This window comes from Leisingera methylohalidivorans DSM 14336, assembly GCF_000511355.1.
Classification (GTDB): Bacteria; Pseudomonadota; Alphaproteobacteria; order Rhodobacterales; family Rhodobacteraceae; genus Leisingera; species Leisingera methylohalidivorans.
In genome coordinates this window covers 2,268,382-2,293,171 of record NC_023135.1, presented here as the reverse complement: position 1 = coordinate 2,293,171, position 24,790 = coordinate 2,268,382, and the positions used below count along the sequence as shown (strand labels likewise).

28 protein-coding genes are annotated in these 24,790 nt (G+C 62.9%); 13 read left to right on the top strand and 15 right to left on the bottom strand.

The annotated features are described in order from the left end of the window. The first annotated feature begins 20 nt into the window (after positions 1-20). From METH_RS11435 to METH_RS11420, 4 genes are all read left to right on the top strand, one after another. The gene (locus METH_RS11435) at positions 21-800 is read left to right on the top strand and encodes an SDR family oxidoreductase (RefSeq protein WP_024090632.1); all 780 of its coding nucleotides are present in this window, start codon (positions 21-23) and stop codon (positions 798-800) included. A 10-nt stretch (positions 801-810) separates the two neighbouring features. Then, the gene (locus tag METH_RS11430; protein ID WP_024090631.1) at positions 811-1,932 is read left to right on the top strand and encodes a hypothetical protein; all 1,122 of its coding nucleotides are present in this window, start codon (positions 811-813) and stop codon (positions 1,930-1,932) included. Between the two features lie 100 nt (positions 1,933-2,032). After that, positions 2,033-3,415, top strand: coding sequence for an SLC5/6 family protein (locus METH_RS11425; RefSeq protein ID WP_024090630.1), 1,383 nt, complete (start codon positions 2,033-2,035; stop codon positions 3,413-3,415). Between the two features lie 104 nt (positions 3,416-3,519). Continuing rightward, on the top strand, positions 3,520-4,593 hold the full coding sequence (locus METH_RS11420; protein ID WP_245602881.1) for an ABC transporter ATP-binding protein: 1,074 nt from the start codon (positions 3,520-3,522) through the stop codon (positions 4,591-4,593). Positions 4,594-4,644: 51 nt separating this feature from the next. Here the strand turns inward: METH_RS11420 and METH_RS11415 are convergent, their stop codons facing one another. The 3 genes from METH_RS11415 to METH_RS11405 form a co-directional block, all read right to left on the bottom strand. Continuing rightward, a complete protein-coding gene (locus METH_RS11415; protein WP_024090628.1) occupies positions 4,645-5,280 on the bottom strand; it encodes a DUF998 domain-containing protein in 636 nt (211 codons plus the stop codon). A gap of 90 nt (positions 5,281-5,370) precedes the next feature. Further along, on the bottom strand, positions 5,371-6,051 hold the full coding sequence (locus METH_RS11410) for a helix-turn-helix transcriptional regulator (RefSeq protein ID WP_024090627.1): 681 nt from the start codon (positions 6,049-6,051) through the stop codon (positions 5,371-5,373). Between the two features lie 80 nt (positions 6,052-6,131). Continuing rightward, the gene (locus METH_RS11405; RefSeq protein WP_024090626.1) at positions 6,132-6,440 is read right to left on the bottom strand and encodes a hypothetical protein; all 309 of its coding nucleotides are present in this window, start codon (positions 6,438-6,440) and stop codon (positions 6,132-6,134) included. A 223-nt stretch (positions 6,441-6,663) separates the two neighbouring features. Between METH_RS11405 and METH_RS11400 the strand changes: the two genes are divergently transcribed. The 6 genes from METH_RS11400 to METH_RS11380 all read left to right on the top strand — a co-directional run bounded on the left by METH_RS11400 (position 6,664) and on the right by METH_RS11380 (position 10,219). Further along, the gene (locus tag METH_RS11400; RefSeq protein WP_024090625.1) at positions 6,664-6,891 is read left to right on the top strand and encodes a twin-arginine translocase TatA/TatE family subunit; all 228 of its coding nucleotides are present in this window, start codon (positions 6,664-6,666) and stop codon (positions 6,889-6,891) included. Between the two features lie 6 nt (positions 6,892-6,897). Next, positions 6,898-7,377 carry a Sec-independent protein translocase protein TatB gene (gene tatB, locus METH_RS11395; RefSeq protein WP_024090624.1) on the top strand — a complete coding sequence of 160 codons (480 nt, stop codon included), beginning with the start codon at positions 6,898-6,900 and terminating at the stop codon, positions 7,375-7,377. Beyond that, positions 7,374-8,276 carry a twin-arginine translocase subunit TatC gene (gene tatC, locus METH_RS11390; RefSeq protein ID WP_024090623.1) on the top strand — a complete coding sequence of 301 codons (903 nt, stop codon included), beginning with the start codon at positions 7,374-7,376 and terminating at the stop codon, positions 8,274-8,276. Before tatB ends, tatC begins: the two co-directional genes overlap by 4 nt. A gap of 170 nt (positions 8,277-8,446) precedes the next feature. Further along, on the top strand, positions 8,447-9,088 hold the full coding sequence (locus tag METH_RS11385) for a hypothetical protein (RefSeq protein ID WP_024090622.1): 642 nt from the start codon (positions 8,447-8,449) through the stop codon (positions 9,086-9,088). A gap of 399 nt (positions 9,089-9,487) precedes the next feature. Further along, positions 9,488-9,706, top strand: a complete 219-nt coding sequence (gene nrtS / locus METH_RS25380) for a nitrate/nitrite transporter NrtS (protein ID WP_084013784.1) — start codon at positions 9,488-9,490, stop codon at positions 9,704-9,706. 30 nt (positions 9,707-9,736) lie between these two features. Continuing rightward, complete coding sequence (locus tag METH_RS11380) at positions 9,737-10,219, top strand: MerR family transcriptional regulator (protein ID WP_024090620.1); 483 nt, start codon at positions 9,737-9,739, stop codon at positions 10,217-10,219. On the opposite strand, the gene METH_RS22695 is transcribed toward METH_RS11380, so the two are convergent. Both METH_RS22695 and METH_RS11370 read right to left on the bottom strand, forming a co-directional pair. Then, complete coding sequence (locus METH_RS22695) at positions 10,216-10,884, bottom strand: class I SAM-dependent methyltransferase (RefSeq protein WP_169731244.1); 669 nt, start codon at positions 10,882-10,884, stop codon at positions 10,216-10,218. The two genes, METH_RS11380 and METH_RS22695, sit on opposite strands and share 4 nt — an antisense overlap. A gap of 17 nt (positions 10,885-10,901) precedes the next feature. After that, a complete protein-coding gene (locus METH_RS11370; protein WP_044008406.1) occupies positions 10,902-11,750 on the bottom strand; it encodes a 3-methyl-2-oxobutanoate hydroxymethyltransferase in 849 nt (282 codons plus the stop codon). Positions 11,751-11,919: 169 nt separating this feature from the next. Between METH_RS11370 and METH_RS11365 the strand changes: the two genes are divergently transcribed. The 3 genes from METH_RS11365 (at position 11,920) to METH_RS11355 (ending at position 14,582) form a co-directional block, all read left to right on the top strand. Next, a complete protein-coding gene (locus tag METH_RS11365) occupies positions 11,920-12,795 on the top strand; it encodes a methylenetetrahydrofolate reductase (protein WP_156927480.1) in 876 nt (291 codons plus the stop codon). Next, positions 12,792-13,439 carry a Crp/Fnr family transcriptional regulator gene (locus METH_RS11360; protein WP_024090616.1) on the top strand — a complete coding sequence of 216 codons (648 nt, stop codon included), beginning with the start codon at positions 12,792-12,794 and terminating at the stop codon, positions 13,437-13,439. The genes METH_RS11365 and METH_RS11360 overlap by 4 nt, the downstream gene beginning before the upstream one ends. Positions 13,440-13,739: 300 nt before the next feature. Further along, positions 13,740-14,582, top strand: coding sequence for an ATP-binding protein (locus tag METH_RS11355; RefSeq protein WP_024090615.1), 843 nt, complete (start codon positions 13,740-13,742; stop codon positions 14,580-14,582). A gap of 73 nt (positions 14,583-14,655) precedes the next feature. Here METH_RS11355 and METH_RS11350 read toward each other — a convergent pair whose 3' ends face one another. The 10 genes from METH_RS11350 to METH_RS11305 form a co-directional block, all read right to left on the bottom strand. After that, positions 14,656-15,891 (bottom strand): peptidoglycan DD-metalloendopeptidase family protein, encoded by a 1,236-nt coding sequence (locus METH_RS11350; protein ID WP_024090614.1) that lies wholly within the window; start codon positions 15,889-15,891, stop codon positions 14,656-14,658. 102 nt (positions 15,892-15,993) lie between these two features. After that, positions 15,994-16,641, bottom strand: a complete 648-nt coding sequence (locus METH_RS11345) for a protein-L-isoaspartate(D-aspartate) O-methyltransferase (protein WP_024090613.1) — start codon at positions 16,639-16,641, stop codon at positions 15,994-15,996. Next, entirely contained in the window at positions 16,638-17,432 is a 795-nt protein-coding gene (gene surE, locus METH_RS11340; RefSeq protein ID WP_024090612.1) for a 5'/3'-nucleotidase SurE, read from the bottom strand. The genes METH_RS11345 and surE overlap by 4 nt, the downstream gene beginning before the upstream one ends. 221 nt (positions 17,433-17,653) lie before the next feature. Then, positions 17,654-18,301 carry an SDR family NAD(P)-dependent oxidoreductase gene (locus METH_RS11335; RefSeq protein WP_024090611.1) on the bottom strand — a complete coding sequence of 216 codons (648 nt, stop codon included), beginning with the start codon at positions 18,299-18,301 and terminating at the stop codon, positions 17,654-17,656. Positions 18,302-18,436: 135 nt separating this feature from the next. Next, entirely contained in the window at positions 18,437-18,709 is a 273-nt protein-coding gene (locus METH_RS11330; protein WP_024090610.1) for a hypothetical protein, read from the bottom strand. 143 nt (positions 18,710-18,852) lie between these two features. Beyond that, on the bottom strand, positions 18,853-19,395 hold the full coding sequence (locus METH_RS11325; RefSeq protein ID WP_024090609.1) for a DUF2199 domain-containing protein: 543 nt from the start codon (positions 19,393-19,395) through the stop codon (positions 18,853-18,855). Between the two features lie 157 nt (positions 19,396-19,552). Next, positions 19,553-21,073, bottom strand: coding sequence for an amidophosphoribosyltransferase (gene purF, locus METH_RS11320; protein ID WP_024090608.1), 1,521 nt, complete (start codon positions 21,071-21,073; stop codon positions 19,553-19,555). 366 nt (positions 21,074-21,439) lie between these two features. Beyond that, positions 21,440-22,096, bottom strand: a complete 657-nt coding sequence (locus METH_RS11315) for a hypothetical protein (protein ID WP_024090606.1) — start codon at positions 22,094-22,096, stop codon at positions 21,440-21,442. A gap of 3 nt (positions 22,097-22,099) precedes the next feature. After that, on the bottom strand, positions 22,100-23,500 hold the full coding sequence (locus tag METH_RS11310) for a selenium-binding protein SBP56-related protein (RefSeq protein WP_024090605.1): 1,401 nt from the start codon (positions 23,498-23,500) through the stop codon (positions 22,100-22,102). Between the two features lie 277 nt (positions 23,501-23,777). After that, positions 23,778-24,464 (bottom strand): Hint domain-containing protein, encoded by a 687-nt coding sequence (locus METH_RS11305; protein ID WP_024090604.1) that lies wholly within the window; start codon positions 24,462-24,464, stop codon positions 23,778-23,780. Between the last annotated feature and the right edge of the window lie 326 nt (positions 24,465-24,790).

The following is a 24,790-nucleotide window of genomic DNA, read 5'->3' as shown; positions in this document are numbered from 1 at the left end:
AATCCCGAGGGAGAACGACGATGGATCTGGGTATTTCGGGCAAGCGCGCGCTGGTTTGCGCCAGCAGCAAGGGGCTGGGACTGGGCTGCGCCGAGGCGCTGGCGGAGGCCGGTGTGAACCTGGTGATGAACGCCCGCGGCGCCGATGCGCTGGAGGCCTCGGCGCAGGCGATCCGCGACCAGTACGGCGTGGATGTGGTGACTGTCGCGGCCGATGTGACCACCGAAGATGGCCAGCAGAAGGTGCTGGAGGCTGCCGAAGGCGTCGATATCCTGGTCACCAATGCGGGCGGTCCGCCGCCGGGCATGTGGACCGACTGGGATCGCGAGGACTTTATCAAGGCGCTGGATGCCAACATGCTGTCGCCGATTGCGCTGATCAAGGCACTGGTGCCCGGCATGATGGACCGCGGCTGGGGCCGGGTGGTCAATATCACCTCTGTGTCGGTCAAGTCGCCGATCCCGGTGCTGGGCCTGTCGAATGCGGCGCGGGCGGGCCTCACAGGCTATGTCGCGGGCACCGCGCGGCAGGTGGCAGGCAAGGGCGTCATCATCAACAACCTGCAGCCCGGCATCCATGCCACCGACCGGGCCGTATCGCTGGACGATGGCGCCGCCAAGGCGCAGGGGATCACGCCCGATGAAGCCAAGGCGCAGCGCTGTGCAACCATCCCGGCGGGCCGCTACGGCACCCGGGCTGAGTTCGGCGCCACCTGCGCCTTCATGTGCTCGCAGCACGCAGGCTTCATGGTCGGGCAGAACATCCTGCTGGACGGCGGTGCCACCAACACCACGATGTGAGGCGCACCGCATGGCCAGCGGGTATTCCCTGAAGGACCAGCTGTTCAACCGCGATAAGGTCCGCTATCTGGCGGGCCTTTTTTCCGCGGCTGAGCCTGGGTTTGATGCCAGTGCTTTCGAAAGCCAAGTGATGGCGGAACTGCCGGCGCTGGAGCTGAAGCAGCGGATGACGCTGATTGCGCAGGTGCTGGCAGGCCATCTGCCCAAGGCGCTGCCGGAGGCCGCGCCGGTACTGCTGAGGGCGCTGCCGCCGCCGCTGGATCCGCGCAAAACGGATGATGATTTTGGCGATTTCATCTTTGCCCCTCTGGGGGAATATGTTGCCGCACAGGGGGTGGAGGCGCACCCGGATCTGTCGCTTGACCTGCTCGAGGAGCTGACACAGCGGTTTTCCATGGAATGGGCGATCCGCCCCTTTCTGAACCGCTGGCCTGCTGAGGTATTGTTGCGGATGCAGGGCTGGGCCGGGCACTCCAGCTATCACGTGCGGCGGCTGGTGAGCGAGGGCACGCGGCCGCGGCTGCCTTGGGGCGCCGCGGTCGGCCTGCCGCTGGCGGATCCGCTGCCTCTGTTGGACCGTTTGCACAGCGATCCCGCCCGCTATGTCACCCGCTCGGTTGCCAACCATCTGAACGATATCGCCAAAAAGGACCCGGAACTGGCGATGGACCGGTTGCAGAGTTGGCGCGAAGCTGCGGTGCAGCACCGCAAGGAGCTGGACTGGATGACCGCCCATGCCCTGCGCGGGCTGGTGAAGGCGGGGCATCCGCGGGCGGTGGCGATGCTGGGATACGATCCGGAGCTGACATTGAAGGCGCTAATTGCTGCCCCGGATACGGTGCGCATCGGCGAGGTCTTGGACTTTTCCTGCCGGCTGGAAGGGGCGGCTGGCGCGCCGGTTCTGGTGGATTATATCCTGCATTTCCAGCGCCCGGGCGGCAAGACCTCGGCCAAGGTGTTCAAGCTGAAGCAGGCCAGGATCACCGGCGGCATGCTGGAGCTGGGCAAGAGGCACAGGCTGAAAGGCGACGCCACCACCTTCAAGCTGGTGCCCGGGCCGCACCGGATCGAGCTGATGGTGAATGGCAAGGTGCGGGCCGGGGCGGCGTTTGAGCTGCTGCCGCCGGCATAGCGCAACGCGGCTGCTGACGCGGCTTCACGTTCCTGTGGGCGATCTGGCAGCGCCCCGGCGCCGCTGCTAGTCCGGGCCGGTCACATCACGGGAACCTGCCATGCAAGCCATCGCCATCACCGCCCTGTTTTCCGCCGTCATTGCCCTCAGCCTCTTTTACGCGCCGCGCAAGGTGACGGTGGGCGGTTTCTTTGGCGGTCGGGCCGCCAGCGGGCAGGCGCCGGGGCTTTGGACGCTGGTGCTGTCGCAGGTGACCACATGGATCTTCGCACGCTCTTTGATGAATGCCGCGATTCTCGGTTTCTATTACGGCATCGCGGGAACGCTGGCCTATGCGGCCTATTACGGCTCCTTTCTGACCGGCGGCTATATCGTCGGACGGATGCGCGCACAGGGCGCCGGCTCGGTGCAGGACTGGCTGTTGCAGCGGTTCGGCGCCGCAGGGACCATGGCCTATAACCTGGTGATCGCGCTGCGGCTTTTGTCCGAGGTCTTTGCCAATCTGCTGGTGGTCGGGCTGATCTTTGGCGCCGCGTTTCCAGGAGTGGCGGGGATCGAAACGCTGGCCATCGTCGCGGTGGGGCTGCTGGCGCTGGCCTATTCCGCCTGGGGCGGGCTGTCGGCGGCATTGCGCACCGATGTGATCCAGATGCTGTTCTTTCTGCTGGTGTTCGGCGCAGCGCTGGTGGCGTTGCTGCTGCGGCCGGGCTTTGACATCGCCGCGGTGCTGACCGCGCCTGGGGCTTCGGGGGCGCACAATGGCTGGGTGTTGCTGGCGGTCGCCGCGCTGCAGGTGTTTTCCTATCCGGTGCATGATCCGGTGATGATGGACCGAGGCTTTCTTGCCGATCCGGCCACCACCCGCAAAAGCTTCCTGCATGCCTTCTGGATTTCGGCGTTGTGCATACTGGGCTTTGGCTTCTTCGGCATCCAGGCGTCTTTGGAAGGCGCCGCCTACGAAGGCCAGCTTCTGGGCACCTGGGCCGTGATGCTGCCGGGCTGGGTGTTTGTGCTGTTGATCCTGTCGCTGCTGGTGTCAGCCCTGTCGACGCTGGATTCGGCGCTGAGCAGCGCCGCGCGGCTGGTGGTCGAAGAGCTGCGGCTGGCGCCGCGCACGCTATGGGGCGGGCGGCTAGCGATGCTGGGCTTTGCGGTGGCGGGCGGGGCACTGACCCTCTGGGGCAATCAGGCGCTGTTCGATGCGGTTGCGGTCTCTGGCACTGCATCGATGTTCCTGACCCCGGTGCTGGCGGCGGCGCTGACGGGCCGCCGGGTGGCAGTCTGGGCCTATCTGGCCAGCTTTGTGACGGCGATGGCGGGGGCGGCGGCCTACATGCTGCGCGACCTGCCTGCGGTGGCGGCGTTGCTTTATGACGGGCACAAATACGAACAGCTGCTGCAAATCTGTCTCGTGGTGCTGCTGGCGGGCTTTGCCGCCGTGGCCTGCGGCAGCCGCAGGGTTGAAGCAGGGCAGGCGGGCTGATACAGCTGCGGCAAAATCCGACGAAAAGCGTCGGGGACCGCAAGAGGCGACAGGTGCAATTGCAGATCCAAACTCCAGTCCCCCGTCTTGATATCCGCAATATCATGCGTCGCATCGAAGGCCGCGCGGTGGTGGATGACGTCTCGCTGCAGATCCAGGCGGGGCAGGTGACCTGCCTGCTGGGGCCGTCAGGCTGCGGTAAATCCACCACGCTGCGGATGATCGCCGGGGTGGAGATGCAGGACAGCGGCGAGATCTATGTCGACGGCAAGCTGATCTGCGACACCGTGTTCCGGGTGCCGCCGGAGCGCCGCGAAATCGGGCTGATGTTCCAGGATTTCGCCCTGTTTCCGCACCTGAGCGTCGCCGATAACGTCGGGTTCGGCCTGAAGGGCGGCAAGGACGAGAAACGCGCCCGGGTCGAGGAACTGCTGAACCGGGTTTCGCTGAAGCGGTTCATTGACGGCTACCCGCACCAGCTGTCGGGCGGCGAACAGCAGCGGGTGGCGCTGGCCCGCGCGATTGCGCCCAGGCCGCGGATCATGCTGATGGATGAACCGTTCTCGGGGCTGGACAACCGTCTGCGCGACGGCATCCGGGACGAAACGCTGAGCCTGCTGAAAGAAGAGGACACCGCCGTTCTGCTGGTCACCCATGAGCCGGAAGAGGCGATGCGCATGGCCGACGAGATCGCCCTGATGCGCGGCGGCCGGATCGTGCAGCAGGGTGCGCCCTACAACGTCTATACCCACCCGGTGGACAAGGCAGCCGTGGCGTTCTTCAGCGATGTGAACGTGCTGGGCGCCGAGGTGCGCGGAGCCCTGGCCGAAACCGCATTCGGACAGTTTCTGGCCCCCGGCGTGCCGGATGGAACCGAGGTCGAGATCGTCTTCCGCCCGCAGCATCTGCGTATTGATTTCGACCGGGCGGGCAAGGGGCCGCTGCCGACCCCCAGCGACGGCGTGCCGGCCCGCGCGGTGGTCGAACGCGCGCGGTTCCTCGGCAGCGAGAGCCTGATCGAGTTCCGGATGGAGTTTGATGGCTCGATCCTGAAAGCCACGGTGCCCAATGTGTTTTTGCCGGAAAAGGGCCGGGTGATGTGGCTGACAGTGCGCCGCAACCGCTGCTTTGTGTTCCCGGCCGGAGCCGCCGCTGCGGCGGGCCAGCAGCCGGGCTGACGCCGCGCCTGCGGGTCTTGCGAAGACCGGTCCTCCCGGGCGGGGCAGTGGCTAGCTCAGTGCGCGGCCATAGCGCCGGAAGAGATGCGCCAGGACACAGACGCAAGCGATGGCGAGCAGCCCGAGCCCGCGCTCATAAACACCGTCGATCCCCGTAGGCAGGAAAAAGAACACCGGTGCCGTCAGGGTCCACAGCACCGCGATGCCCCGCAGCGCCCAGGCGTACCTCCGGCCCATCTGCCCCGCAGCCCCCGCCATGGCAAAGGGAGCAGCCGCCATCAGGACTCCCAGCGCGTAGACAAGATAGACGTGGATCACCACGCCCTCACTGTCGCTGTCGCCATACTCGTTGCGGGCCCCCACCAGAAACACGATCAGCCCCATCAGGGCGAAGGCCACGATGCCAAAGCTCCAGCCGCGCCCGCCGAGATGAATATGGGCGGCCAGGATGGCGATACAGACCAGCGCGGCCGAAAAGGCGTAAAGCCCGGAATCGACGATGAATTCATACCGCCCCGCGCCGAGGTCGCTGATCGTGTCCGACACCCAGTCATGATCCGGCACCACGATGTCGGCAATCACCACGGAGCCGGCCGCCAGCAGGCAGCCGAGTATGGCACAGGCGGCCAGCAGGCGCACCAGTGTCGGCGCGCTGTGCAGGGCGGGCGGCAGGGGGAGGTCTGACATGGGGGCGGTCTCCTTGGATGGTCAGACAACCAACGCCGGGCAGGGGCATCGCGTTCCGCAAACCTGCGCCGCCGGACAAGAGGCTGGCAGTCAGGCCTGGTCCTTGCCGGGCTGATAGTCCTGCAAGCGCTTGCCGGGCTCGTCGACGAACAGTTCGGGCAGGGCGGCGGCCTCTTCGATCAGATCGGCGCGGAACACGCGAAAGGCTTCGCGGGTTTCGCACCAGGCGGTCAGCGTCCAGACCCGGCCCCAGTATTCCATGTGCAGGGGGCGGATCCGGCGCTGCGTCAGGGTGCCGTCGATGCGGCGGTAGGCCAGCTGCAGTTTCTGCCGCGCTTTGATCGCTGCGCGCAAGGTTGGCATATGGGCCAGGGCGCGTGCAGCGTCCGAAAACGGGTAGACCGCGAATTTCCAGGCGTCGGCTTCGGCTATGGTCTGTTCCGGCAGCACCGCGTCAATCTTGGCCGCCAGGGATTGCGCGGCGGATTTCAGATCCGGGTCGGCGGCTTCGGCGACGATGGCCATGCCAAGGTTCAGCGCCTCCAGTTCCTCCGGCGTCAGGGTGAGCGGCGGCAGGCTGATCTGCTCGCGCACCATGTAGCCGACGCCGCGTTCGCCCTCGACCGGCACGCCGGAGGCCGCAAGCGTGTCCATATCGCGGTAGATGGTGCGGGTCGAGACCTCCAGCCGTTCGGCAATGTCCCGGGCACGGTGCAGCTTCCCGTCGCGCAGGATCTGGATGATTTCGAAAAGACGGTCGGTGCGGCGCATGGGACCAACCCTTGGCGCGGGACAGGGTCCGAGGTCAAGGGCCGCGCCCGGCACAGGTGCCGGGCGCGGCCGGGTTCAGTTCAGGGCGTCATGTCCCAGAGCACCTCTTCATGCCGCATATGGGCTGTGCCAGGGGCAATTGCCGCAATCACTTCAGGTGCGTAATCCTGCTGCATGAATGCCTGGGCAGCCTTCTGTGCCGTGGCCATGTCCTGCCACACCACATAGTCGGTCCAGCTGCCATCCTCCCCCTGGCTCAGCTGCCGGTGCACAAAGCCCGCCTGGGCGCGCACAAAGCCTTCGGTGCGTTGCATCAGAGTGACAAAATCCGCGGGACTCACCTCTTTTTCAAGTTTGAAGGTCACAATTTCGGCCGCATGTCTGCGCATCACGTTTCTCCTTTGTGCTGTGATGGGCTGGATTTACCGCCTCACAACTGACATAAACCTGTCAGTTGAATGTGCGGCAGCTGCAAAAACTGCAAAATCTGCGCTTCACGGGCATTTGTGCTGCGGGTGCTGCTTTCGCTCAAAGCGCTGCCCGCGCTAAACCCGTAGCGAACCATTCCACCGGCAGCGCTGATCCGTGCCGGAACCAGAAGGAGACATTCTCATGCTCAACAATATCGGCCTTCCCGGCATTCTGCTTATTGCTGTTGTGGTCCTGGTCCTGTTTGGCCGCGGCAAGATTTCCTCGCTGATGGGCGAAGTCGGCAAAGGCATCACCTCGTTCAAGAAGGGCATCAGCGAAGGCACCAAGGAGCTGGAAGACGACGCGGCGGCCGACGCCAAGGACGTCACGCCCGAAGCCGAAGCCGCGGCTGAAAAAGACAAGGTCTAAGCGCGGATGTTCGATCTTGGGTGGACCGAACTGCTGGTCATCGGCGTGGTCGCGCTGATCGTCGTCGGCCCCAAGGACCTGCCGGTGCTGTTCCGCAATGTGGGACGGTTCGTGGGCAAGGCCAGGGGGATGGCGCGCGAATTCAGCCGGGCAATGCATGATGCGGCGGATGAGGCCGGGGTCAATGATATGGCCAAGGGCCTGAAGGCTGCCAGCAACCCGATGGGCACTGCCATGGACGGGGTGAAACAGGCCGCGCAGGATATGGCCAAGTCGATCGACCCGGCCAAATTCGACCCCAGCAGCGAGACCGGCAAGCTGGCCGCGGAGCGGGCCGAGGATGCCAAGAAAATCCAGGCCTCCACCGCCCGTGCCGCCGCCGAGCGCAAGGCCCGCGAGGCCGAGGAGGCGCTGGCCAAGGCCGAAGAAGCCGAAGCGGCGCTGAAGCCTGCTGCGCCGAAACCGGAAGAAGAGGCCAAATCATGAGCAACCCGGATGAGATCGACGACTCGGCGGCGCCGCTGATCGAGCATCTGGCCGAGCTGCGCAGCCGGCTGATCCATTCGGTCGTGGCCTTTATCGTCGGCATGGTGATCTGTTTCACCGTGGCGACGCCGGTGTTCAACTTCCTCACCGCGCCTTTGTGCCAGGTCCTGGCCGAGAGCGGCCAGGACTGCGCGCTGATCTTCATCAGCCCGCAGGAGGGCTTCTTTGTCGCGATCAAGATCTCCTTCCTGGGCGGCTTTATGCTGGCGTTCCCCTATATCGGGTTCCAGATGTGGCGCTTCGTGGCGCCGGGGCTGTACAAGAATGAAAAGGGCGCATTTCTGCCCTTCATGGTCGCCTCGCCTTTCATGTTCATCCTGGGCGCCAGCTTTGCCTTTTATGTGGTGACACCGCTGGCCTATGACTTTTTCCTGGGCTTCCAGCAGTTCGGGGCCGGCGGCGAGGCTGTCACCGGCGAGGAAGTGAACCAGGGGCTCAGCGTGGTGTTTCAGGGTTCGGCGCAGGAATATCTCAACCTGACCATCAAGTTCATTGTCGCCTTCGGCCTGTGCTTTCAGCTGCCGGTGCTGCTGACGCTGATGGGCAAGGCCGGGCTGGTCAGCGCCGAGGGCCTGGGTGCCGTCCGCAAATACGCGGTGGTGGCGATCCTGGTGCTGGCAGCGCTGGTGACACCGCCGGATGTGATCACGCAAGTGATCCTGTTTGTGGTGGTTTACGGCCTTTACGAGATCTCGATTTTCCTGGTCGGCCGCGTCGAGAAAAAGCGCGAAGCGCAGCTGCGCGCCGATGGCTACTATGATGATGAGGATGAGATGGATGCCCATCCCGACGATCCGGTGATGGCTGAATTCGAAGCTGAAGACCGCAAGGACAAGTAGGCCGGTGATGGCATGAAACAGAGGGGCGCGCCGGCAACGGCGCGCCTTTTTCGTTTTCTGATCCCGCCCCGGCCAGCGAACACGCTTCCGTGAAGATCCCGGCATCCAAGTATCTTTGTCCCAGGCCGTGCAGCATGCTGTCGCCAGTATTTAAGTGTTGGGAGGTTTCCATGAAAAAGGTTCTGACTGCATTGTCCTGCGCGGCGGTTTGCGCGCTTGCATCCGCATCTTCCGCCGAAGACCCGCCGATGGGGTTCTTTGTCACCTCCGCCGGGCTTGGCGACGGCGGCAACCTCGGCGGTCTCGAAGGGGCCGATGCCCATTGCGCCAGCCTGGCAGAGGCGGCGGGCTCCACCGGGCGGACCTGGCGCGCCTATCTCAGCACCCAGGAAGAGGGCAAGCGCGGCATCTCGGCCCGCGCGCGCATCGGCACCGGTCCCTGGTACAATGCCAATGGCGAGCTGATCGCGGTGGATCTGGACCAGCTGCACATCATGCCCAACCTCTATGCCCGCACCGCGGTTGATGAGAACGGCAACCGGATCAAGGGCCGCGGCGACAGCCCGAACGAGCATGACATCCTGACCGGCACCCAGGCCGACGGCACCGCCTATTTCCCCTGGCAGGAGGGCGACAAGACCTGTTCGAACTGGACCTCCAGCGGCGAGGGCGCGGCCACGGTCGGCCACCACGACCGCCACGGCGGCGGCAACACCTCCTGGAATGCGGCGCATAATTCCCGCGGCTGCAGCGCGGACAACCTGCGCGCCACCGGCGGCAACGGCTATTTCTACTGCTTCGCTGCGGATTGAGCGTCCTGCCCGGAAACAAGGCGGGGCCGCCAAGCGAACAGCTGTGCGTGGGCGCCATAATGACGACAAGGACGAGATGGACGCCCGTCCCGGCGACCCGATGATGGCCGGGTTCGCGGCCGAGGCCGGCAAGGGCCAGTCAGCCGGAGACGGTTTGAAACAGAAAGGCGCGTCTGGAATGGCGCTTTTTTTGACGATTTCTGTTACGAGCTGCCAGTCAGCTTTGAGCCCATTTTGACCGATGCTGCAACTTTTTCGAAGATCTGCTTTCCTCAGTATTGCTTGATGCAAATAGGGTTGATCGGCTCTGCCGAACTACTACGAAAGTTTCTCAGGACGGAGGCTGGCAACTTAGCACCAAACATGATATCTGACATTGGTGTTAGATTGATAAGGTGAATGCAGAATACTATGTATAGGACCGCCTTTCGTCCGGATATCGTCAAACGATCTTTGATTGTGGCACTTGTGGTTGGCACCGTGCTTAACCTGATAAATCAGGGCGACCAGTGGGTGCATTCGGGATCAGTGAATCTGCTGAAATGCCTTCTGACGTATACAGTGCCCTACTGCGTTGCGACCTATGGTGCGGTCAGTGCTTTGGCGCGGGTGCGATGAATTTGCACAATAAGTGTTGGAGTAGATAACATGGCGCATGGCTACGACAACAGAATGCACAAGATCGGCGACCTGTCAAAGGCATCAGGGCTGAGCGTGCGTACCCTGCGTGGCTATGAAGAGCTGGGTATTATTTCCCCCAGTCGCTCAGAAGGCGGGACGCGGTATTATGGCGAAACAGAGCTGTCCATTGCGCGGCTTGCCATGAAGATGAGAGAGCTGAATATCTCTGTCGAGATGATCAAGACGATTGCGACGCGACGGCGCGATTATGAAACCGGGGATCAATCCAGCGCCGCGATGATGGAGTTATTGGAGCATCTGACCGATGATTTGCGTGATCAGGCGGCTGGCATTTTGGCGATGCAGAATGAAATTCGGCGCACCGTTCGGCTGCTAAAAGGGTGCCAAGGCTGCAAGAACAAGCCAACGCCGCAGACCTGTCCCGAGTGTCCGATGCAGACCAGCCCGGACCGCACGGACATGGCGCAGATGATCTGGCAGTCGACTTAGGTTGGTACCCGGAATACCGGGCCGAGCAGTGGCCACCTGATATCAAACTTTGCGTTTTCGTCCTTGCGCAGCACGGACAGATCAGGGTCAGGCAAATCAATTCCCGCAGTGATCGCACCTTGTACCGCGGACCAGGTGGCCATGACCTCTTCCAGTCCGTCCAGATTGCATTTTCTCCGCATTTCCGCCCGGGGGCGCGTGACTGAAACCCCCGCAAATTCGAGGCCTTTGTACCCGGACAGCACAAAGGCGCGCTGCGGCTCCCAGAACGGGGCGATTGCGTCAAAGATTGGGGTGTAGGCGTGTCGGACATCACCGGGCAACGAAATCTCACCCCAGCACAGGGCGGCAAAGACACCGTCTGGACGAAGTATGCGACGCGCCTCGGCCAGATGTTTGGCGACGTCGAAATGATGCAGCGCCTGCATCGACAGGACCAAATCTACTGACGAGTCCTCAAACGGCAAAACTCCTGCATCCGCACATATCGCTTTGACCAATGTATCTGGAGGAAGCGGAATTGGATTGATATCGACGGCGCAGGATGTCGCGTATCGGTTTGCCAGAAATTGGGCGATCTCAGCGTTACCGGCCCCACACTCAACGCTCGTGCCCTTGCATAAAGGCAGAGCCGATAGCCAAGACAAGAACTGGTCTGGTTTCATCGGCTCTGCCCTCGGCATCAGTTCATGAGTTTGGTAAATTTCTCCATCTCGCCGTCATGCATATTGTGAGATAATTCCGGGTTTGGGAACTGGCCGCCCGTGGCGCGGTTGAAATATTCTGTATAGGCCTTGCGCATCTCACCCATGACGTCACCAAAGACTTCGCGCTTGGGCGGGATTGGGAAGACCGAACAGCCGATGATATCGCTCGATACATGAAAGATGCCGTGCGCGTGCGGACCAGACCCAAGGCTTGCGACAGCAACCGGCAGGTTCTCGTAGCACCATTTCGTCAGTTCGACCGAAGTATGCTCGAACAAAGCTGCGAAAATCCCCGCGTCAATTGAAGCGCGCACCAGTTCAACAATCTTCGCGGCGTCTTCTGCTGTGCGCCCCGCTGGCGCATGGCCGGAGTTCATCACCGCGCGTTCGCCTTGAACGCCGAAATGGCCCACAATCGGAACCCCTGCCGCAACGATGGCACGCATATGTTCGATCGTGCCCATTGAGGGTTCAATATGCACACCATCCGCACCCAGCTTGACCACCCGCGCCGCGTTACGCACCGATTCCTCGATGGAAATACTCGCTGTGGTGTTGGGCATGTTGCAGATGATAAAGGGCGAGGACGCTCCACGCAGAACGCCCTCCAGCATATAGAGCTGCTCTTCAAAATCTACGGTCGCCATAGATTTATGGCCCATCAGCCCCATCGGACCGGGACTTCCACAACACAGTAAATCCATTCCAAGCTCTTCGGCTATGATCGCACTGGGGGTGTCGTGACATTCCATGCCGACAATGCGCTCTCCTTTTGCGACCTTCTCGGCCAAGTGCTTGAGCCTTGTTTTACGGCGCTTTGTCATCAGATTTCCTCCCTTGATGAAAGTTAACGCTTCACGCTAACCGAGTTTCCTTGGTTGCTGTGTCAACGCGTTGACACAGCATGATCGGGGCAAGGTCAAATTTCTTGACTGAAGCCGAGAAAGGCTTAATCTAACATCATTGTTAGATTGTTAGGCCGGAGGGAAGCCGTTGCCCCAGACATCCCGCGAACCAATCAATTTCCACTTTGTCAGGGACCAATTGCTGTCGGGGTACTCTCTCGAAATACCGGCATCCAAGGCACAATCTTTTTGCCCGCCTGCCGATGGTTTTGTTCCCGGGTCAGAGGTTTATCTTCCCCATTTGTCGAACAAGGACATGGCGGGCCTGGAGGGCGCCTGTAAGACACTCGTTGATTTGGGGTATCAGCCAGTGCCGTATGTGGGCGCACGCCACTTGCAAAACGAGAGCCAACTGCGCGAGCATCTGACTGCCGCGCGCTCTGGTGGAGCCTGCCGGTTGTTGGTTCTGGCAGGGGATCGCGATGGCAGTCTGGGCCCCTACAATGACGCGATGCCTGTGCTGGCAGTCCCCTCGATTTCTGACCTGGGGTCTAGTCACATTCCAATCAGCGGCCCCCCCGAAGGGCACCCCCGGATTGGCGGCGCGCAACTTGTAGAAGCTTTGGAAAACAAGCTGGAATTCTTGGCAGCCCGGGGCATACAAGCTTTCATCACCACCCAGTTCGGCTTTGATGCAGGTTCTTATGCCAGTTGGATAAATATGCTGCGCGCGAGGGGAATTGTTACGCCAATAAACATCGGGATCACGGGGGTGACCTCGATCCCTGCGCGGATCAAATACTCGGTGCTATGCGGCGTGGGGCCATCCCTTTCGGCGCTTCGTAAAAGATCCGGTGCAATGGTCGGTTTGTTAAAAGGCTTTCAACCGGCAGAACTGATCGACGAGCTTTCGCAGGCGCTTGTCCTGAACGACCGGGTACCGGTGAAATTGCACTTTTTTCCTTTTGGCGGTGCCAAAAAGACCTTTGATTGGGTCGCCGCGCAGTTGGGAAAGCCCACATGACCCGTGTAAATCAGGAAGGGGTCCTGTGTCAGAATTTGCCTTGGCAAAACTGGACCGAAATTCTGGAGCTTGGCCGCCACGTAAACACAACATCCAATGCGTGGCTCGAGGCCTACAGCCAACAAGATGAACAAACGGCGGTTTTCCTGAGTGGTCGCGTGGGTCTCCGCCCGATTTCTGACGACGTGGACGACGGTCACGATATTATTGCAAAGGTTGCGCCGGCTATTATCAATTTGTCAGAGACATACACAAGTTCTGAAGCACATTGGATTATCGAAGCATCGAGTATCTATTTCTTCACGCCGCTCCGGCTTATGAGTGCCTTTTCCATCTCGGCCCAGTTTGCAGCAAATTTCATGCAAATATTGCAGTGCCAAACTGCGGAAGTGATGTGTTCGCCAAGTCATTCCGATTGCGGCTCAAAACGGCTTGCCGCTTCGCTCCTGGCAAGATTGGAAGACGGGCAGCCCGCTGGCCAGAAAGTCTACGTAACTCAGGCACAGCTCGCGACCGAAACCGGCCTGTCCCGCCAATGGGTCAACCGGCTCTTGAAGCAATTTGAGCGCCAAGGCATAGCAGAGCTCGGCCGCGGCCACGTTTTGTTGCGCGCGCCTTCGAAGCTTGAGTGTCAGTTTGGATAGGTCCAAAAAAATACTGGGATATTGCAAACAATAAAATGTACACCGTGTCTATTTGCTTTCCCCAGAGGCCGTCGTCCTGCCCTTAGGTATTCAGTCCCGTCATCAGGGCATCCGGGTGCCGAGCAAAGCCCACAATGCAGACCTTCAAGACTGGGCAGTCAGTGGCGGCTCTGTCCGCTGATGAGACATTCATAACTTGCCGGAGCAGAGTGGTTTCAAGCTCGGCTATTTCTTGGCCCCTCTTGCCGCCCCTGCCGGAACATGCTTTGAAATCCGGTAACTGACGGACGGAGGCACCTCATGGACCAGATCGCATTGACCCGCATTGCCGAGGCGCTGGAGCGGATGTCTCCGGCCCCGCTGGAAACCCCTGATTTCAACGCGGCCAGCGCCTTTGTCTGGCATGTGGGGCCGGAGCGGCTGGAGCCGGTCGGGGCGGTCAACCGGGTCGATCTGGACCTGCTGGTCGGCATCAACCGTTCCCGCGATACGCTGCTGGAGAACACCCGCCGGTTTGCCCAGGGCTTCGCCGCCAACAACGCGCTTCTGTGGGGCGCGCGGGGGATGGGGAAATCCAGCCTTGTCAAAGCCGTGCATGGCGCGCTGGCGGCGGATCACCCGGAGCTGAAGCTGGTGGAACTCCAGCGCGAGGATCTGCCCTCGGTGGCGCGGCTGCTGAACCACCTGCGCGGCTCCGGGCACCGGTTCATCCTGTTCTGCGATGATCTGTCGTTCAGCCATGACGACCAGCATTACAAAAGCCTCAAGGCGGTGCTGGACGGCGGGATCGAGGGGCGGCCCGAAAATGTGGTGTTCTACGCCACCTCGAACCGGCGCCATCTGATGCCGCGCGACATGATCGAGAATGAGCGCTCCAGCGCCATCAACCCGTCGGAAGCGGTGGAGGAGAAGGTCTCGCTGTCGGACCGGTTCGGCCTGTGGCTGGGGTTCCACCCCTGTGATCAGGACGAATACCTGGCGATGATCGCGGGCTATTGCGCGGCCTATGGGGTCAAACCGGATGCGGAGACGCTGCGGGCCGAGGCGATCGAATGGCAGGCCACCCGCGGCGCCCGCTCGGGCCGGGTGGCCTGGCAGTTCTTCACTGACCTCGCCGGGCGGCACGGGGTGGCCTTGCGATAGGCCGCAACGCCCCGGAATAAGAAAAGCCCGGCCATAAGGCCGGGCTTTTCATAAATAACAGGCCTTACTGCCGTCAGTTCAGGTAGCTCAGCGGGTCGATGCTTTCGAACCCGTCGCGCACTTCGAAATGGACATAGGCGTCGTCGCCGCCGCGCAGCGAGGCAATACGCTGGCCGCGCACCACGCTTTCGCCCTTCTTCACGGTGATATTGCCGACGTTCTGATAGACGGTCAGCAGCTTCTGGCTGTGGCGGATCACCACGATCGGCACGTTGTTGGAATCCTTGGTGATCGCCGCCACGGTGCCGGCCTCGGCTGCATTGACCGGCGCACCGGCGGCGGCGGCGATGTCGATGCCGTCATTGCGTCCCTTGGCGTAGGTTTTGACGATCTTGCCCTGCACCGGATAGGCCATGGCAGCGCTGCTGGCGCGGGTGGGTTCGGGCAGTTCCGGCTTGGGCAGGGTTTCCGCCGCGGGGGCAACGGCGGCAGGCTCGACCTTTTCTTCCGGCAGCGGCTGGCTGGCGCTTGGCGGCACCGGCGTCACCGAGCCGGCCCCCGGTTCGGTGACTGCCGCGGCGGCCGGGGCCGGCCGGGGCGCGGCTTTCTCTTTCAGGGGGATCAGCAGGAACTGGCCTTCGCGCACCGCAAAATCGCTGCCCAGGCCGTTCCATTCCGCCAGCGATTTCACCGGCACCTGGTAAAGCCGCGAGATGGTATAGGCGGTCTCGCCGCGCTTCACCTTGTGGCGCACCGGCTCGGGGCCGGCCTGCACCTTGGGCGGCTGCGGCTTCGGCACCGGCTGAATCGCGGTAGGGGTGACGGAACCGGGGTTGGGCGAGGTCAGCGGCGCGGTCTCGATAGCCTGGCCCGCCAGCGTTGCAATATCGACGGCCCCCGCGGCGGCGCTGCCAGGCAGGCTGTCCGGCGCGCGGCGCGGCAGCGCCAGCACCTCGCCCTGGCGCATCTTGTCGCCGGTTTCCATACCGTTGAACCGGGCAACTTCTGCGGGCGGCAGGCCGATGCGGGCAGCGACGTCCGAAACCGTATCGCCGCGCTGCGCCACCGCCACCTGATAAGAGGGGTAGGAGATCAGCCCGCGGGCATCCGGCGAGGGCCGGTGCGCTGTTGCGGTCTGGGCCGCGCCGGCGGTGTTAAAGGCGCCCAGCTGGCCGCGCAGGTCATAGTCCAGCGGGCCCTGGCAGGCGGCCAGCACCCCGGTCAGCATCCCGGCCAGCGGCAATACGGCCAGCAGCCTTGCACGGGGCAGGCCGCGGGATTCGGTCCGGTTGGGGGGGGTCCGGGTCATTTTGCTCTCCTCAAAACACGCTTCCCCTTTTTCGCGGGGATTCTCTCGCGTCAATCATTATAGCTCATGCCGTCCGGGCGGCGGCTGAAATCCGCCGGCAGTTTACGTGTCCTTGCCCAATCCCTCAAGCAGCGGCACAAACCGCACCGGGCGCAGCTCGTCATAGTCCAGCCCGTCTTCGGTTTTCCGCACCCGGATCAGCGTCTGCACATGGTCGGACTGCCCCACCGGCAGCACCATGATGCCGCCGGTCTTGAGCTGCGCAAGCAGGGGGCTTGGCGGATCTTCGGCGGCGGCGGTCACGATGATCCGGTCAAACGGCGCCTGTTCGTTCAGGCCGTGGCTGCCGTCGCCGACCAGCGAGGTCACATTGGCCAGCTGCAGCTGCTCGAACACCGCCCGCGCCTCGCGCACCAGCCTTGCGTGGCGGTCGATGGTATAGACCCGGCGCGCCAGTTTCGACAGCACCGCCGCCTGGTAGCCGGAGCCGGTGCCGACCTCCAGAACCGTGTCGCGCGGGCTGATTTCCAGCGCCTGGGTCATCATCCCGACAACGGAGGGCTGCGAGATGGTCTGGCCGCAGGCAATCGGCAGCGGCACGTCCTCATAGGCGCGGTCGGTGAAGATGCCGCGCACGAACATGCCGCGGTCGATGGCTTCGATCGCCTCCAGCACCTTCTGGTCCGTCACCCCGCGCGAGCGCACGGAGTACAGGAACTGCATCTTGGTTTCCGGATCGGGTCCGCTCATGCGCAGGTTCTTTCAATCGCCTTCAGCGCATCCAGTGCATCGCGCGCGGTCAGGTCGGCGCGCATCGGGGTGACAGAGATATAGCCGTCCAGGTTCACCGCGGCGTCTGATCCTGCAGCGGTCTCCACCTGCTGATTGCCGCCGCGGATCCACAGGTAGCGCCGCCCGGTCGGCGACAGCTGTTCCTCGGCCGAAAAATGGCTGCCGCGGCGGTACCCTTGGGTGGCGACGCGGGTGCCCTTGACGTCCGCCGCAGGGACCGGCGGGAAGTTGATATTGTAAAACAGCCGGTAGTCCTGCTGGTCCTGCGGCTGGGCGGCCAGGATCTTGTTGACCAGCGCCGCGCCATGCACGGCGGCGGCCTCGAACGGGTTGGCGGTCCCGCGGTTGGCAGGCCCGTAATACTGCGACAGCGCCATCGCCGGGATTCCCTGCAGCGCGGCCTCCATGGCGCCGCCAAGAGTGCCGGAATAGAGCGCGTTTTCGGCTGAGTTGTTGCCGCGGTTCACGCCCGACAGCACCAGATCGGGCTTGGCGCCCTGCATCACCACATGCAGCCCCGCCAGCACGCAGTCTGCGGGCGAGCCTTCGGCGGCAAAGCGGCGTTCGCCCAGCTGGCTCAGCATGGTGGGGCGGGTGTAGCTGATGCAATGGCCGACGCCGGATTGTTCAAACGCCGGGGCCACGGTCCAGACCTCGCCGCCGGGGCCTGCGACCTCATGGGCGATGGCGCCGAGAATGGTCAGTCCTTCGGCGCTGATGCCGTCGTCATTGGTGATCAGTATGCGCATGGGGTGTCTGCCTGCCGTGTTCAACCGGGTTTTCGATTGAATAGGACCTGCACCGTTAGGGGGCAAGGTTTTCGCGGATCGAAGCAGGATCAGCCGCAAAGCGGGGCAGGGAGGCAACAGGCCGGGCGGAGGGGTGCGCTCCCGCCCCCCGGGCCGGCATCACAGATGCCGTTCCAGGCGTTGGGCCGGGCGCCGCGCACGGCGCGGGACGGCGGCAGGCGTCAGTCCGCGAGGATCTGCGGCAGCAGGCGGGCGGCTTCGTCCTGAATGGCGGCGAGGGCGCTGCGGTCCTCGCCCGGGTGGAAGCGGGCGCGCAGGGCGGTGGCCATCGGCTGCGGGTCCAGGATCCGCACCTGCGGGCCGGTGCGTTCGGCCTCGGCCTGCCAGCTGCGGGCCAGCGCCATCTGCGCCGCCTTGGTGGCGCCATAGGTGCCATAGAACTTCTCGCCTGCCTTGGCGTCGTCAAAGAACACCGCGCGGCCCGACTGGCCCAGCAAGGGCGCCACATAGGGGATCAGCACCGAGGTCGCAGTGGCGTTGATGGCCACGGCCTTGGTCCAGTCCTTGGGGGCAACCGACGGCGCCGGGCACAGGGCGGTGGCGTGGATTGCAGTATGCAGCCACAGGTCCAGCTTGCCCCAGCGGTCGTGGATGCCGCGGCAGAGCGTCGCCATCGCCTCCGGAACGGTGATGTCCATCGGCGCCAGGGTGGCAGAGCCGCCCGCGGCCTTGATGCGGTCATCCAGCTCTTCCAGCGCGCCGGTGGTGCGGGCAACGGCGACAATGTGATGGGTGGGCGCAAGCGCTTCGGCCAGGGCGTTGCCAAGGCCGCGCGATGCGCCGGTGATGAGAGCGATTTTGTCTGTCATGGCCGCCTTCATGGGCCGCGGGCGCGGGCAGGTCAAGAGGTGCTGAATTCAGCCCTGGGACGCGCAGGGGTTTTGATGGAAACTCCCGCAGCTTTTCACGAAAAAAAACCGCACGGCCGCGCGGGTCCGGACGGTTCAGCTGCCCGGCATCATCAGACGCTTGCTTTCGCCTCTGGAATTCAGGATCAGCCCCTTGGCGTCAATTGCCACCACCTGGCCCGATGACAGGCGGCTGCCGCGCGATACTTTGCGGGTGCGGCCCGACGGCAGCCGGATCAGCGCAGTCATGCTGTCCTCGGGACCGTACAGGCCCAGCAGGCTCAGGTTGCCGCGGTTCATTGCATTGGTCTGGGTCGCAAGCCCGGCCACCTTGGCAGGGGTGCCGGTCTCAATCTCTGTGTTCGACATACCGTCCGTTCCTCATTAATCCGGACGTATCTGGGCTGCCGCAGGCTGCGTATCAAGCCGCATCCGGTGCGGCGGCACCTGGATCGGCGGGAAGCCGCGGACGGCCGCAACGGGACCGCGAGACCGGCTGCCGCAGTACCCGCTCAGGCGTCATAAACCAGCGACGGCAGGTCGTGGCCATAGGCATAGAGCAGCTCCAGCAGCTCCTCCAGCTCGGCTCCGTCCTTTTGCAGCGGATAAAGCGGATGGTTCTGCTCGGTGACCCTCAGCTCAGGATACTCACCGCCGGGGCGCATCTCCAGCATGCAGCCCGCAGGCACCGCCATATCCGGCGGGATCGCATTGGCCAGCCAGGCCGGGCGGTCGCCCAGCTTTTCCGTCTCGCGCATTTCGAAGAGGTCGAGATAGGCGTCGAAATCATCGCGGCTGAGGCTGGCCCAGGTGCCCAGGATGAACTCCTCGCCGCGGCTGTTTGCCAAAGGCACCGCCAGCACCGCGCGGATAAAGCGCAGCTCGCCCAAGCGGCAGAAATCATCCGTCAGGATGTCGCCGCGGGTGGCCAGGACGGCAGAGTTGTCCTCCACCTCCATGTCCTCGGAGCAGATATCGGGCCGGTCGCAGCTGAGGCTCAGCAATTGCGCAAATGTGGCGCCGCAGCAGCGGCACTGGCGCGGGGAGATCAGCATGCGGGCAAGATGCGCGTCCAAAAGGCGGCCTTTCATCTGAAAGCATAGGAAAAGGCGCGGGCCGTCACGGCCAGCGCCTCCCCATGCACTGTTGGCAGCTCTCATACGCGGATGCAGCCGGAATATCAAACCCCCATGGATCGCGGGGGCGGCTGCCTCAGCCGGTGGCCAGTTTCGAAGCGTTCCAGGAGGCACCGGGGGCCGGCATGTCCTGAATCTTGGCGCTGACCCGGCTGCTGCCTTCAAGCGCGTCCAGATATTCAGCGGTGACGCCGGTGACATAGTTGCCGTCAAAGCAGGAGCAATCAAAGCCTTGAATGTCCGGGTTGCCTTCCTGCGCCGCCCAGATCAGGTCTTCGAGCTTCTGATAGAACAGCGCATCCGCCCCCAGCTCCTCGCGGATTTCCTCGATGCTGAGGCCGTTTGCGATCAGCTCGTGCTTGGTCGGCATGTCGATGCCATAGACGTTCGGGTATTTCACCGGCGGCGAGGCAGAGGCGATATAGACCTTCTTGGCGCCTGCATCGCGGCACATTTGCACGATCTTTTTAATCGTGTTGCCGCGCACGATCGAATCGTCGATCAGCAGCACGTTGCGGCCCTTGAATTCCAGCGGGATGGCGTTCAGCTTGCGGCGCACCGATTTCTGACGTTCCGCCTGGCCCGGCATGATAAAGGTCCGGCCCACATAGCGGTTCTTCACCAGCCCTTCGCGGTAACGGATGCCGGTGGAGTTGGCGACTTCCAGCGCCACGGGACGGGCCGAATCAGGCACCGGGATGATGCTGTCGATTTCCAGCCCTGCCTCCTGGATCTGCCTGGCCAGCGCCTGGCCCATGCGCAGCTGGGTCTTGTAGACCGACACCCCGTCCATCATGGAATCGGGCCGCGCCAGGTAGACATATTCAAAAATGCAGGGGGTCAGCTTGCCCTCGACCGCCTGGAAGGTATGCATATTGCCGTCCAGATCAACCAGAATGGCCTCGCCGGGCTTCACATCACGGAGCTTTTCAAAGCCGTTGATGCCAAAGGCCACGTCTTCGGAGGCAAAGCAGAAATCCTCGCCGCCGCTTTCTGCCGGGCGCTTGCCCACGGACAGCGGGCGGATGCCGTTGGGATCGCGGAACGCCAGCATGCCGACACCGGCGATCATGCACAGCACCGAATAGGCGCCTTGGATCCGCTCCATCGTCATCTTCACACCGGCAAAGATATTGCGGACCGGCTCGGCATTGCCATTGACCTTGATCGCGTCAGCCACCTTGTCGGCCAGCACGTTCAGCATGATTTCGGAATCGGAGGTGGTGCGCAGATGGCGGCTGTATTTGCCGGTCACCTTTTCGCGCTGCTCGGCGGTATTGGTGATATTGCCGTTGTGCACCAGATAGATGCCATAGGGCGCGTTCACAAAAAACGGCTGCGCTTCGGCCGCACTCAGCGAACCCGCGGTGGGATAGCGGACATGGCCGATGCCGGTCTTGCCGGTCAGGGTGTCGGCATCCTGCGGGCCGAACACATCCTTGACCAGACCGTTTTCCTTGCGCTCGCGGAAGAACTCGCCGGTGTAGGTCACAATCCCCGAGGCGTCCTGGCCGCGGTGCTGCAGCATCAAGAGCCCGTCATAAATCTCCGCAAAGACATCCGTGTCCCGGCTTGCGATCCCCAAAATCCCGCACATTGGCTGGCTCCAATCCCACTTAGGCTTTGCTGTTCGGTTGCTGATGGAAGCGGTTCGGATGGCAGTCTAGCGCATTATGCCTGCTGCGCGCCAATCCGGCTGCCCGGGCTGCGCCAAAGGACCGTACCGGCAAGCCGGCCTGAGCCTGAGCGCCGAATGCGCCGCCGGCACCCGGCGCGCAGCGCGTCAGGTCAGGTCCGCAAGGGCAGGCGGGCAGCGTCTGCAGCAGCAAGGCGGTATGGCTCCGAATCCGATTCCTGTTCCGGCCCTCACATAGTGCCTTTCGCCGCGGCTGTCATCACAGGATCACAGATCCGATGCCGCACTGCGGCAACGGGGCGGGGAAGGATGGTCCGCACGGCGGCATCAATGCAGCGTCAGCAGCGAAATAACACCCACCAGAACAAGGCTCAGCGCCCAGACCAGATCCAGATTGAACCAGCTCTTGGACAGGAACCTCAGCCCCAGCCAATGATAAACGCCAAGCGCCAGCACCCCGCCGGCTGCGGTCATGGCAAGGGTATGGGCCAGCGCCACAGTTACGGCGATGCCGGCATTGCGCCCCATCAGCGTATAGGCGGCGGCGTGGCCTGCGCCTTGGTCCGGGCCGCAAAGGCCCAGATAGACCGGCACCAGCATCAGCCCCGCGCCATGCGCCATGGCGGCAAGGAACGACCACAGCGCCAGCCGCGACGGCGGCACCCGCGCCAGAAAGCGCGGATGACGGCGGTTGATCAGCAGATACACCCCCAGCGCAATCACCAGGCAAGCCGCGCCGATGCGGATTTCCGCATGCCATTCCGTCAGCCACAACAGTGCCGAAAACGGCAGCAGGATCGCAGCCATTGCCAGCAGATGGCCAAAGGCCAGCGCCAGCAGCGCCTTGAACAGGCTGGTCCTGCGCCGCTCCATCAGCGCCGAGGAGACCGCCAGCGGCCAGCCCATCCCCGGGTTCACCCCGTGATAGATCCCCGACGCAACGACGGCCCACCACAGGGCCGCCGCCGTTGAGAGTTCCGCCACCCGTCAGACGGAGGGATAGCAGAAACTGTCGGTGGAGCAGTCGCCCCCTTCCAGCCGGATCTGGTGGCTGCGGTAGCCTTTGGGGAATTCGACAAAGAAATCCTTGTCCAGTTCCAGCCCGCCGTTTTCGCCCACCTTGGCCATCACCATCTGGCCGCCTTCGCCGCCCGGATAGAACTGGTCGTCCCAAGTGGAATAGAGCGAGTTGGTCCAATAGACCCGCTTGCCGTCGCGGCTGATCTCGACCATCTGCGGGCCATAGGCAAAATCCTTGCCGTTGGGGTGCTTGGCGCCGCGGGCAATCCCGCCCAGTTCAACCTTGCCCGCCAGCTTGGGGTTCATAGGGTCAGAAACATCATACTGATGCATTTCACCCAGCCCCCAGCAGGCCACATACAGGTATTTGTCGTCCAGGCTCAGGTCGATGTCGGTGACCAACGGCGGCACCGCCTCGAACCCCTGCAGCAGCGGCGGCAGGTTTTCCGGCTTCTCCGGGCGCGGGTCGATGGTGAGGGTTTTCCTGGCCTCGAATGTGCCGTCATCCTTCTGCCACCAGGTAAAGATCGCGCCCTGCAGGTTGGTGGTATCCACCACCACGCCGCAAAACCCGTAGTCTTTGGAGGGATCATGCGCGGGCCGGATCTCCAGCGCCATCTGGTGGTTTTCGCCCAGGTCGATGGTCTGCACATTCTTGCGCTCGCGCAGGTTCCAGAAATGGATTGAATGGCCGTATTTGTTGCTCAGCAGATCCTCGGCCACGATGCCGTTTTCAAACTGCGGCGGCAGGCCCCATTCCGAGCTGACCATGTAATCGCGCGGCAGATTCCACCAGAAATCATAATGCTTGTCCTGCGCGCCCCGGTCCATTTCATAGCGGCCCAGAATGTCGAAGGTCTCGCAATCCATGATGAAGATGCCCGGCGGCCCGTCGGTGCCGTCTTCGCCGCCGCCGCCCAGGGTCGAGACATAGATACCCTCAGGCCCGCAGTGAATGGTATGCGGGCGGGAATAGCCGGTCTTGGCAAAGACCTCTTCCGGTTCGATGATCTTGTGGATCTTCGCCTGCAGCGGCTCTTTTACGTCTATCACGTAGATCCGGCTGGAGCGGATGCCGGGAATAATCAAATAACGCCGTTCCAGAAACGCGTGCCCCGTCAGCGGCGACAGGGCCGATGAACAGGCGTTCCAGCCGAAATGATGAAATTCGTCGCCCTTGTTGGGCATCATCAGCTGGTGCACGATATCGCCGTAGCTGTCCGAATTCGGATCCACATCGACAACCGCCAGCCCGTCGGGCTGCGAGCCATCAGGGCTGAGCATCAGGGTGAAAGCCAGCGTCTCGGCCGGGGCTTCCATGGCGAGCTTGGGGGTGGCATGAAATGTGGGGTCGGGCCGCAAGTTCATCGTTAAATCCTCCCTGGAACCGGGCGCCAAGCGGTCTGTTGTGTGTTCTGCGCCTGTGTCTGATGCTGGCACACAACTGTTTTCCGGGCAACTTTTTCCCCGAACACGCCTGCATCCGGAACATGCGTTCTGAAATCGCTAGAAAATTTCCGGACAGTTCTGTTGCAAACGTCAGGGAGCGGGTCTCCCGCGTTGCAAACGGGCGGTCTGGCAAAGAAAAGGCCCGCACAGTGGCGGGCCAGGGGGGGAGGGATGGTTTGGTTTACGGGGCCGGGGATCAGGCCGCCAGAATGCGGTCCAGCAGGTTGTCCAGCGGGCTGGGCAGGCGGGCGTCGGTGTCGCCCATGCCGGTTGCGGCCAGGGCACGGCCTTCATCGCTGGCCAGAACCTGGCGGGTTTCGGTCAGCGACAGTTGATGAAAGGCCGAGTCTTCAGCCACATCGCCTGCGGGCATCAGCATGCCGCTTTCGGCCCAAACCAGCTCTTCTTCTTCAAATTCGAAATGGATGCGGCCCAGGCGTTCCGGCGCGGCGGCGGAAATGCCCTTGTAGCCGGTCAGCGCAATCAGCTTGGCGACAACAACCGGCAGGCCGAACAGGCGCTCGGCGGTGTCCATCTCCAGTGCCACTTTCTGGTCCGAAGGCAGCATCAGGTCGGTGTCGTTGCCCAAAGCCCCGGCCGGGACATGCAGGCATGTGGTCAGACGCGGCACCGCGTGGCGCACCGCCTTCACTTCCTGGGCGCCGCCGTCAAAGGTGAACACCATGTCGCCGGGTTTCACGTCGCGGGCCTGCTTAAAGCCTTCTTCGGTCTCCACCAGGGTCGCGGGCAGAAAGCCGCCGCTGCGGACACGGGCGCGTTTTGCAGCCGGGGCGGCCTTCAGGCTCTGCGGCAGGGGATCGGTCAGCAGCAGCACATCAACCGGCTGGCAGTCGGCGAAATCTGTGGTGTGATCCAGCTGCATGTTCATGTCCCTTCTGAGCGTCTTAGCCCGGCGTTTTGCCGTTGAAGCCATCAGGCCCCCGAATTGGGACCAAATTGGGGCGGGCTTGCGTCCCATTTCGGGATGGTGCGATTTTTCCGGGACAAAAACCGCGTTTTCAGGGGGATTGTTAACCCTTTGACGGCGCAGGCTGAGGATTTGTTAAGATTTACCGCAAGTTTGACGATCCGGATATGCGCCGCTCTTCACGTGATTCTATATGGTTAACAAAGTGTTAACTAATATTTACCTCGTTAACCATCGGGCGCTGCTGCCTGTGGATAACTGTGTGAACGCTTTGAATTCAA